Raw genomic sequence first — 8,542 nt, 5'->3', positions numbered from 1 at the left:
TAGCCGATGCGAACGGCGTTGCCAGTGCAGTTAAGAGCGCCATGCCTGCGATCAGGCTGATAGAACGTTTGAGCATTGCTAAATCCTCTTCAATTCTTAAGTGTTATAGCAGCTGCCGCAACATCCAGCGGCGCGTTGCTTGATGGTAACTTTCCGAGATCGAAAACCGCTCTCGTTCTGAGGGCGCCGCTCGCGCAACGCCGCCAGGCAAGGAAGATTGTACGGCTTACCTGAGACGCTCACTATCCCGTTCAGCCGGGGGTTTTCACCACTCCCCGTAATGCTTATGGCCCACGCGCATCGTTACGATGAGCTTAAACTCCCCTTAAGACGGGATGGCTGATTGCAAACTGCATCTCCTATCATTGCAGCAGACGAGGAGTAAGCGGGTGCAACTGTCTCTCTTTTTTTGCTTGCGTTGGGGGGACGAATGTTCGCACAGATCGGCTCCGATTCTCTCTTTACACGCCAAGAGAATCCGGGAACGCTGATCGTGTTGGACGAGCAGTATCGCGTCGTTGGCAGCGTCGGTGAGAAGCGCATCGACGGACGACGTTTGGATACGGTGCTCGGACGCACGATCCGGAAACTGACCGCCGATTGGACCGATAATCCCGATACGCAGCGCGAACAAACCGTTTTTCTGTCCGCCATCGAGCTCGCGCGCATCTTCCCGTTGCGCGGACCGCACGGATACCAGATTGCCGTCTATGTGGAGCCCTATCGGCGGCGCGCCACGCCCCTCGAGCGAGCCGACACGCTCGGGCTGCTCCCATCGGAGTACGAGTGCGTGCGGCTGCTCGCGGGCGGTCAGTCGATTGCGGAGATCGCCGCCACGCTGACCGTTCCGGTCACGACCATCAAGGGTACCGTCAACCGCTTACAGCGCCGGCTCAAAGTAAAATCGGAGGTCGAACTCGTGGCCACGCTAACGGGACATCGCAGACCCGCCGCGCCCTTAGCCGATCCCTAAAAGATGCGCCTAAAGCCCCAAGGAAGCCGCAGCCGTGGCAAGGCAAGAGAGATGCGCCGGGAAAGGATCGCTTGCTCTTGATCCAGACAGTGGGAGCATCCATCGATCGTATCGACGATTCGTTGATTTCGATCGTCAAACGTCGCGCCAAGCCGCGAGTCATCTTACTTGACTCCACGCTCGCTATCGCTTTTGCCGAAGCCGATGCCATGGCGTTTCTTGCCGCGTTTTCGCAATTTCCGACCAAACAAATTACGCATCTTCCGCCGGTTCTCGAAACGGCCGTACGCAAGGTCGTCGAATGTTGGACGGTAACGGGCGACTTGCGCGAACAGGTCCTCGCGCCGCTGCCGCAGATCTTACTGCGCGTCAGCCACTTGGGCGGCCCGAGCGGCTCCTTCGTCGCAGTTTTTCTCGAAGATCATCTCCGGCGCGAGGATTTAGCAAGCGTCGGGCGGCGATTTGCGTTGACCCGCCGGGAAGTGCAAGTGCTCACGCTCATACTCAACGGCCTTAACGCGGCCGAGATCGCCCTGCGGCTGAGCATTGCGGAGACGACCGTCTCGGACTATTTCAAGAGCCTGATGCGCAAGACCAACGCCAAGAATCGCGCCGACATGCTCGCGAAAGCTCTCGGATGGGATGGCAGCGGAGAGAACGCGAAGGCGCTCGACCGCACGAACTAAGAAACCGCCAGGGACTTTGCGGCGTGCGGTTGGAAATCGCCACCATGGCTGCACTCGCGATTCATGGATTGGTCAAACGCTTCGGTGCGAAGACCGCCGTCGACGGACTATCGTTCGACGTCGATGCCGGCGAAATCGTCGGACTGCTCGGACCCAACGGAGCCGGTAAGAGTACCACGTTTTTGTGCGCGGCCGGTTTGCTGCGCCCCGACGGCGGCACCATCGCGTGGGACGGCAGCGTGCTCGGCGCCGAACGCGGCCGCAAGATCGCGCTCATTCCCGAGACGCCGGACGTCTATCCGATGCTTACCGTCTGGGAGCATTTGGTCTTCGTCGCTAAGAGCTGCCGGATCGCCGACGGGTGGCAGCCGCGCGGTGAAACGCTGCTCGAACGTTTCGGCATGGCCGAGCAACGCAACGCGATCGGACAATCGCTTTCCAAAGGAATGCGCCAAAAGACGCTGATCGCCGCGACCGTTCTTGCCGACACGCCGATCGTGCTGCTCGACGAACCGATGATCGGTCTCGATCCGCTCGGCCAGCGGGAACTGCGCGCGATTATTACGGATCTTCGCGCGGAGGGTCGAGCGCTGGTTATCAGCACTCATATGCTCGAGCAGGCCCAGTCGATCTGCGACCGCGTCGTCATCATCAAAAACGGCCGCACCGTTGCCTCGGGTACTTTCGCCGAATTGCAAACGCTCACCGGGGATCGCGGCAGTGCGGAAGATCTTTTCCTCGAATTGACCCGATGAACGATTTCGCGGCGCTCGCCTACCTCGAATATCGTCAGATGGTCAATACGTTGCGCAAGATCGCGCGCGAGCCCGGTCGCGCGATCCTCTACGTGCTGGTCGCGTTCTATTTCGCCGGATTGGGCTACGTGCGTTCCGTAAATCGGTCCGCATTCGGCGCTCACCCGCACCCCGGCGTGCCCGAACCGTTGGCGTCGGCGCTTTTCTTCAGCGCGTTGATCTTTATAGCGGCCGGGATGTTCGGTGCGGCCGCGGGTCGCGTCGGCGCCTTCACATCGCTCGCGGACGCGCGCTTCCTCATCGACTCGCGCCTGCGGGAACGCAACGTTATCGTGTGGCTGCAGCTGCGCAACTCGTGGCGGCTGATCGGACGATTGATCTTTGCAATCCTGATCTACGCCGTCATGTTCCAACGGGCGGGAACGTTTTTCGGCATGACCTTCGCGATGATCGGCGCGAGCGCGGTCGGTGTCGCGGCGGCCGTTCCGATCTTCAAGCTGCGGCGATCGGCCGGCGCCGCCGCCGGATACCTTCTGGCCGGTGTCGTTGGAGCCGCCGGCGTCGTTCCCCTCGCGCTCGTCGGTCTGGGCTACGTGTGGCCATCGCTTGCGCCGCTCGGTACTCGGGTCGTTCACGCGGGGTTCGGCGGCCTCATCAATCGTATGCTCGCAGGCGATTGGCGGCCACTCGCCGTCGAATACGCGATCTTCGCGCTCTTGGTTATCGCCGCATATTTCGGCGCTACCGATCTCTATCCGGAACTCTATGCGGGTTCGCAGCGCATGATCGCTTGGCGCGAACGCACGCGCCGTCGCGGTTTCTCCCAATTTCAGGCCAAATACACCGACAGGAGCGTGCACGCGCAATCGCGCTCGCGCGAACGCTCCATCCTTCCCGGCGCGTTTGCGATCTTCTGGAAAGAATGGCTGGGCTTTCGGCGCTCGCCCGGTCTGCAGCTGTACTTTTGGATCGGCGTTGCGGTCGCGGTGCTTCTCGGCGGCGGCGGCGGAATCGCCGCGCACGCGAACGGAGATCCCGAAGCCCTCGCTTTAGGGCTCGGAACGAGCGCCGGCAATCTGCTCGTGATTTTTCTCGCACTCGGGTCGTCGGTCGCGTTGGCGGCAGATATTCGTAAGCCCATCTGGTGGCTGAGCGCCGATCCCATCCGCGCGCGCCTCTACGCGTGGGTCGCCGCGGCGTCGTGGCGCTTCGCCGCCATTATCGCACTCGGTGTGGTTGCGTGCAGCATCGCGGCGAAAGCGCCGATGCTCGCGATCGTGGGCGTTCCCGGCTCCATTTTGCTCGTGCTCTACCTACGTTCGATCGGGCTCGCGCTTTACGCGCTCTTCCCCTCAAACTTCGATCAGCGCGGTCCGGTCGCGATGCTGCGCGTCTTGCTGACCTATCTGCTGGCCGCGCCGGCGATAACCGCGGGCGTCATCGCCGGCATCCTCGCGCACGGTGCGATCGCCGGGGCGCTCGGCGCGTTCGCCGCCTGCATCGTCGAGATGGTGCTGCTCGCAGAATTCGCCGCTTACCGCATCGCCCGCGGCGGCGCGGCCTTCGCTAGCGCCGAAGTTAGTTAACGCCGAGCGGAATCGCCATCGTCTTCGGTGTCGCCGGAACGTGCAGCGCGGCGCCCGTCGCCGCTTTTACATCATCCACCGTAACGCCCGGCGCGAGTTCGCGCAGCACGATCCCGCGGTCCGCATCGACATCGAGCACGGCCATATCCGTGATGATCTGATGCACGACGCGCTTGCCGGTGAGCGGGAGCGAACATTCGGTAACGATTTTATGCGCGTTGCCCTTGGCGACGTGTTCCATCATCACGATCACGCGCTTCGCACCGTGGACTAAATCCATCGCCCCACCCATGCCCTTGACCATCTTGCCCGGGATCATCCAATTCGCGAGATCGCCGTTCTCGGAAACCTGCATCGCCCCGAGCACCGCAAGGTCGATGTGTCCGCCGCGAATCATGCCGAACGACGTCGCCGAATCGAAGAACGATGCGCCCGGCAGCACCGTCACGGTCTCTTTGCCGGCGTTGATGAGGTCGGGATCGACGCCGTCGGCAAACGGATATGGACCCATGCCGAGAATCCCATTCTCACTCTGCAGCACGACGGTAACGCCCGCCGGAACGTAATTGGGAATCAGCGTCGGCAAACCGATGCCGAGGTTGACGTACTGCCCGTTACGCAGTTCTTGAGCCACGCGCGCCGCGAGTTGTGTCCGTGTCAGAGGCATGAACCTACTCCTTCGTCCGCGTGGTGGTTCGTTCGATGCGCTTGCCTTCGGAACCGACCTTCACAACTCGCTGCACGAAGATGCCGGACAGCTGGACGTTCTCGGGGTCGATCTCGCCGGGCTCGACGAGTTCCTCGACTTCGGCAATCGTGATGCGTCCGGCCATCGCGCAGAGCGGGTTGAAATTGCGCGTCGCTTTGTGAAAGATCAAATTTCCGTGCCGGTCCCCAACGCTCGCGCGCACGAGCGCAAAATCGCAGACGATCCCGTGTTCGAGTACGTACTCGCGACCGTCGAAAACTCGCGTCTCTTTTTTGGGAGACGGCATCGCTACCGTTCCGTCGGCGTTATGCCGCCACGGCAGCCCGCCGTCGGCGACCTGCGTGCCCACGCCGGCCGGGGTGTAGAATGCGGGAATTCCGCATCCGCCCGCGCGCAGCCGCTCGGCGAGCGTTCCTTGCGGAACCAGTTCGACTTCGAGTTCGCCGCTCAAATATTGACGTTCGAACTCTTTGTTTTCGCCAACGTAGGAACCGGTCGTGCGGCGGATCCGCTTTGCGTCGAGCAGGACGCCCAGGCCCCAACCATCGACGCCGCAGTTATTCGAAACGGTAACGAGTTCGCTCGCTCCCTCTTCGAGCAGCGCGGCGATCAGGTTGTGCGGGATCCCGTTTAGGCCGAAGCCGCCCACGGCAAGCGAGGAGCCGCTGCCGATGTCCTTGACGGCCTCGGCGCACGAAGCAAGTACTTTATCCATCGCTGACTGATATAGGCGCCCAAAAAGCAAAACCCTGGCGGCGAGTAGAAGTCTGCAATCGCGCCGACTGGCGCCATTTCACGAGATACAGGAGACCCCCATGGCCGTTGCTACGCCGCACCAGGCGTCATCCGAAGAAGAGGCGATGATCCTCCAGGTCGTGCGCGAGCTCGTTGCGGAAAAAGTCGCACCGCGAGCCGCCGAGATCGACGAGCGCGCTGAATTTCCCGCCGACATCAAAGCGCTCTTCGCGCAGAACGATCTGCTCGGCATCCCAATCCCTACGGAGTACGGCGGTCTGGGCGGCACGTTCGTAACCTACGTTAAGGTCGTGGAAGAAGTCGCCAAAGCGTGCGCTTCGAGTTCGTTGATCGTAGCCGTACAGGAACTGGGAATGTTGCCGATCCTCATCGGCGGCACCGAGGATCAGAAGAAACGGTACCTTCCGAAAATCGCCTCGGGCGACTGGATTGCCGCATACGCGCTCACCGAAGCCGCAAGCGGCTCGGATGCAGCCGGCTCGATGCGCACGCGCGCCGAGAAAAAAGGCGACAAGTACGTTCTCAACGGCCAGAAGATTTGGATCACGCACGGTAACGTTGCCGACGTCATCTGCGTCTTCGCGGTGACCGATCCCGAGAAGGGCGCCAACGGCATCAGCGCATTCATCGTCGAGAAAACGTTCCCGGGATTCAAGGTCGGAAAGAAAGAGAAAAAAATGGGGATTCGCGGATCCCCGACCGTCGAATTGTATTTCGAGAATTGCGAAGTTCCGGCCGAGAATTTGCTAGGCAAAGAAGGCGAAGGCTTCAAGATCGCCATGAAGGTGCTCGACAAGTCGCGCCCGGGCATCGCGGCGCAAGCACTCGGAATCGCGGCCGGCGCGCTCGACTACGCAACGAATTATGCGCGCGAGCGCGTCGCGTTCGGCAAACCGATCGGTCAGCATCAGGGAGTGGGCTTCATGCTCGCCGACATGAAGACCGAGGTCGAAGCGGCCCGCCTGCTGCTTTACGAAGCGGCGCGCAAATGCGACGAAGGCGCGCCCGACGTGACCCTCTGGGCGGCGATGGCTAAGCTCAAATGCGGCGATGTGGCGATGGCAGTAACGACCGACGCGGTCCAAGTGCTCGGCGGCTTCGGGTACTCGACCGACTACCCGGTCGAACGCATGATGCGCGACGCGAAGATCACCCAAATCTACGAGGGAACCCAACAGATCCAGCGCCTAGTCATCTCCCGCAACATCATCGGCAAACCCAAACCCAAATAAGCCCCGCACCTCAGCCAATGGCCGAACGCCACAGCGGCTCGGCCGCCAGGCCGAACGCCACGGATTCGGCCAAAGGCCGAATCCTGAAGGGTGGAATGGTGGTGGGACGGAACGTTTGGGCGTCACCCGGCGTTATGCCGGTGTGACGCTCGCTTTTTGCGAAGCGAGCACCGCGACGGGCTCTAATGAGTCCGGCGTGATTTGTTAGGGAAGGAGGAACACTACATGAAGAAAGTTATCGCATCGATCGTTACCGCCGCGTTTCTTCTGACGGGCTCGGCCATGGCCGCTACCGCTCCGAAGACCGTTGCCGCACATTCGACGAAGGCAGTCGCCCACAAGTCGGTCAAATCGACCGCCAAAGTTGCGACCAAGAAAGCCGCGACCAAGAAAGTCATCAAGAAGATGGCCGCCAAGGTTGCTAAGAAAGCCGTTGCCAAGAAGGCCGTGAAAACGACCAAGAAAGCTGCGGTCAAGAAAGTCGCCGCCAAGAAAGTCATCAAAAAGATGGCCGACAAAGTTGCGAAGAAAACCGTTGCCAAGAAGGCCGTGAAAGCGACCAAGAAAGCCGCGGTCAAGAAAACCGCTCTCAAGAAAGCGGCCAAGATCAAGAACTAGTTCGAACCCGTCTTTATTTCGATACACGAGCGCGGTAGCAATACCGCGCTTTTTTTTTGCTAGCCGCCCACACCGATCGGCTGCCGCCCAAAGAGCGGCGGAATGAAGTGACCGGCTGCGAAGGTGATCGCGAAGACGACCGACCCATACGCGACGATTTCGAGGCCGCGCAGCCACGGATTGCGGCTGCTGTTGCGCGCGGCGAAGACCCCGATGCCGAAGAGTCCGGCCAGTGCGAGCGCGAGACTGGTTATCACGGCCGCTCGCGGTGCGATCGGTAAGAAGTACGGAAAGATCGGCAGCGCGGAGCCGACGGCGTACGACACGGCCATGGCGATCGACGGAAGAATGTCCGATGAGATCGCGACGCGCGGATCGATGCCAAACTCATCGCGCATCATCTCGTAGAGATAGATCTCCGGATTCTGGGCAAGGCGAGAGACGATCATGTGCGCTTCATCGGCGCTGAAGCCTTTGAGCTTATAGTAGGCCACCTGTTCGGCGAACTCGTCTTGCGGATTGGCCTCCATCTCGCGCCGTTCCATGTCGATCGAGGCTTGCACCACCTCGCGCTCGCTCTTCGAACCCTGATACTCGCCGACGCCCATCGAAAGGGCGCCTGCAAGCAGCGCGAGCAGGCCCGTGAGCGCGACCGTGAATCGATCGCTCGCTACGCCGACGCCGGTCACGACGCCCATCGTGGTGAGGATGCCATCCTTTGCGCCGAAGACGATCTCGCGAACGCTTCGCTGCTTCTCCAGCTCGCGCCGTTGCGGCGTGTCGGGAATGCGCGGTTTGACCCCGCGCCAGCCCGGCGTATCGACGACGACCGGATACTCCGGAATCGGCGCGCGAGGGAGCGGAGAGTTCGGTTCGTTACCCATGCAAAAGGGCTTGGCATGCCATCCACGCCAAGCCCTTCCGAACGCCGCAATTAGGCACGCCGAACCTCGCTAAAGGTGCCGGTGGTGTTGGCCATTTCGAACTCGCGTCGTAAGGGTGGCGGGGAGCCGGCGAGCAGACGACGCATCATAGCAAGCGGAGATCACCGAAGCCGACCGCGAATACTGTCGGCGATGTCCGACCCATTCGACGAAAAATTCACCACTCAAAACCCGATCGTCGCCGCCGCCACGCGCATCCGCGCGCGCCGCGACGTTGAGGCCGCCGTGGATTCGGCGACCCCCATGCTGCCGGCGAAGTTCGAGGATGCCGAAACCTCGCTCG

9 protein-coding genes are annotated in these 8,542 nt (G+C 61.5%); 6 read left to right on the top strand and 3 right to left on the bottom strand.

Annotation, left to right across the window (positions count from 1 at the left end; translation table 11 throughout):
- The first annotated feature begins 430 nt into the window (after positions 1 to 430).
- From VIG32_10180 to VIG32_10165, 4 genes are all read left to right on the top strand, one after another.
- The gene (locus VIG32_10180; protein HEY8298377.1) at positions 431 to 973 is read left to right on the top strand and encodes a LuxR C-terminal-related transcriptional regulator; all 543 of its coding nucleotides are present in this window, start codon (positions 431 to 433) and stop codon (positions 971 to 973) included.
- Positions 974 to 1,050: 77 nt separating this feature from the next.
- Positions 1,051 to 1,659: a helix-turn-helix transcriptional regulator gene (locus tag VIG32_10175; GenBank protein HEY8298376.1), complete on the top strand. Its 609-nt coding sequence runs from the start codon at positions 1,051 to 1,053 to the stop codon at positions 1,657 to 1,659.
- A gap of 44 nt (positions 1,660 to 1,703) precedes the next feature.
- On the top strand, positions 1,704 to 2,414 hold the full coding sequence (locus VIG32_10170; protein ID HEY8298375.1) for an ABC transporter ATP-binding protein: 711 nt from the start codon (positions 1,704 to 1,706) through the stop codon (positions 2,412 to 2,414).
- Positions 2,411 to 4,000, top strand: a complete 1,590-nt coding sequence (locus VIG32_10165; GenBank protein ID HEY8298374.1) for a putative ABC exporter domain-containing protein — start codon at positions 2,411 to 2,413, stop codon at positions 3,998 to 4,000. The genes VIG32_10170 and VIG32_10165 overlap by 4 nt, the downstream gene beginning before the upstream one ends.
- Here VIG32_10165 and VIG32_10160 read toward each other — a convergent pair.
- Complete coding sequence (locus tag VIG32_10160; GenBank protein ID HEY8298373.1) at positions 3,993 to 4,667, bottom strand: CoA transferase subunit B; 675 nt, start codon at positions 4,665 to 4,667, stop codon at positions 3,993 to 3,995. The genes VIG32_10165 and VIG32_10160 overlap by 8 nt on opposite strands.
- A 4-nt stretch (positions 4,668 to 4,671) precedes the next feature.
- The gene (locus tag VIG32_10155; protein ID HEY8298372.1) at positions 4,672 to 5,424 is read right to left on the bottom strand and encodes a CoA transferase subunit A; all 753 of its coding nucleotides are present in this window, start codon (positions 5,422 to 5,424) and stop codon (positions 4,672 to 4,674) included.
- Between the two features lie 100 nt (positions 5,425 to 5,524).
- On the opposite strand from VIG32_10155, the gene VIG32_10150 reads away from it, so the two are divergent.
- Positions 5,525 to 6,697 carry an acyl-CoA dehydrogenase gene (locus VIG32_10150; protein ID HEY8298371.1) on the top strand — a complete coding sequence of 391 codons (1,173 nt, stop codon included), beginning with the start codon at positions 5,525 to 5,527 and terminating at the stop codon, positions 6,695 to 6,697.
- A 225-nt stretch (positions 6,698 to 6,922) separates the two neighbouring features.
- On the top strand, positions 6,923 to 7,315 hold the full coding sequence (locus VIG32_10145; protein HEY8298370.1) for a hypothetical protein: 393 nt from the start codon (positions 6,923 to 6,925) through the stop codon (positions 7,313 to 7,315).
- Between the two features lie 59 nt (positions 7,316 to 7,374).
- Here the strand turns inward: VIG32_10145 and VIG32_10140 are convergent, their stop codons facing one another.
- Positions 7,375 to 8,199 (bottom strand): VIT1/CCC1 transporter family protein, encoded by an 825-nt coding sequence (locus tag VIG32_10140; GenBank protein ID HEY8298369.1) that lies wholly within the window; start codon positions 8,197 to 8,199, stop codon positions 7,375 to 7,377.
- Positions 8,200 to 8,542: the final 343 nt, after the last annotated feature.

The organism is Candidatus Baltobacteraceae bacterium (assembly GCA_036559195.1).
Lineage (GTDB): Bacteria > Vulcanimicrobiota > Vulcanimicrobiia > Vulcanimicrobiales > Vulcanimicrobiaceae > JALYTZ01.
Note: the sequence above shows the minus strand (reverse complement) of the source record. Positions and strands in the feature narration are given on the sequence as shown.

What these genes read in the sequence shown, in the direction of transcription:
- VIG32_10180 (HEY8298377.1), top strand. Translation starts at nt 431, where the DNA reads ATGTTCGCACAGATCGGCTCCGATTCTCTCTTTACACGCCAAGAGAAT.
- VIG32_10170 (HEY8298375.1), top strand. Translation starts at nt 1,704, where the DNA reads ATGGCTGCACTCGCGATTCATGGATTGGTCAAACGCTTCGGTGCGAAG.
- VIG32_10165 (HEY8298374.1), top strand. Translation starts at nt 2,411, where the DNA reads ATGAACGATTTCGCGGCGCTCGCCTACCTCGAATATCGTCAGATGGTC.
- VIG32_10160 (HEY8298373.1), bottom strand. Translation starts at nt 4,667, where the DNA reads ATGCCTCTGACACGGACACAACTCGCGGCGCGCGTGGCTCAAGAACTG.
- VIG32_10155 (HEY8298372.1), bottom strand. Translation starts at nt 5,424, where the DNA reads ATGGATAAAGTACTTGCTTCGTGCGCCGAGGCCGTCAAGGACATCGGC.
- VIG32_10150 (HEY8298371.1), top strand. Translation starts at nt 5,525, where the DNA reads ATGGCCGTTGCTACGCCGCACCAGGCGTCATCCGAAGAAGAGGCGATG.
- VIG32_10145 (HEY8298370.1), top strand. Translation starts at nt 6,923, where the DNA reads ATGAAGAAAGTTATCGCATCGATCGTTACCGCCGCGTTTCTTCTGACG.
- VIG32_10140 (HEY8298369.1), bottom strand. Translation starts at nt 8,199, where the DNA reads ATGGGTAACGAACCGAACTCTCCGCTCCCTCGCGCGCCGATTCCGGAG.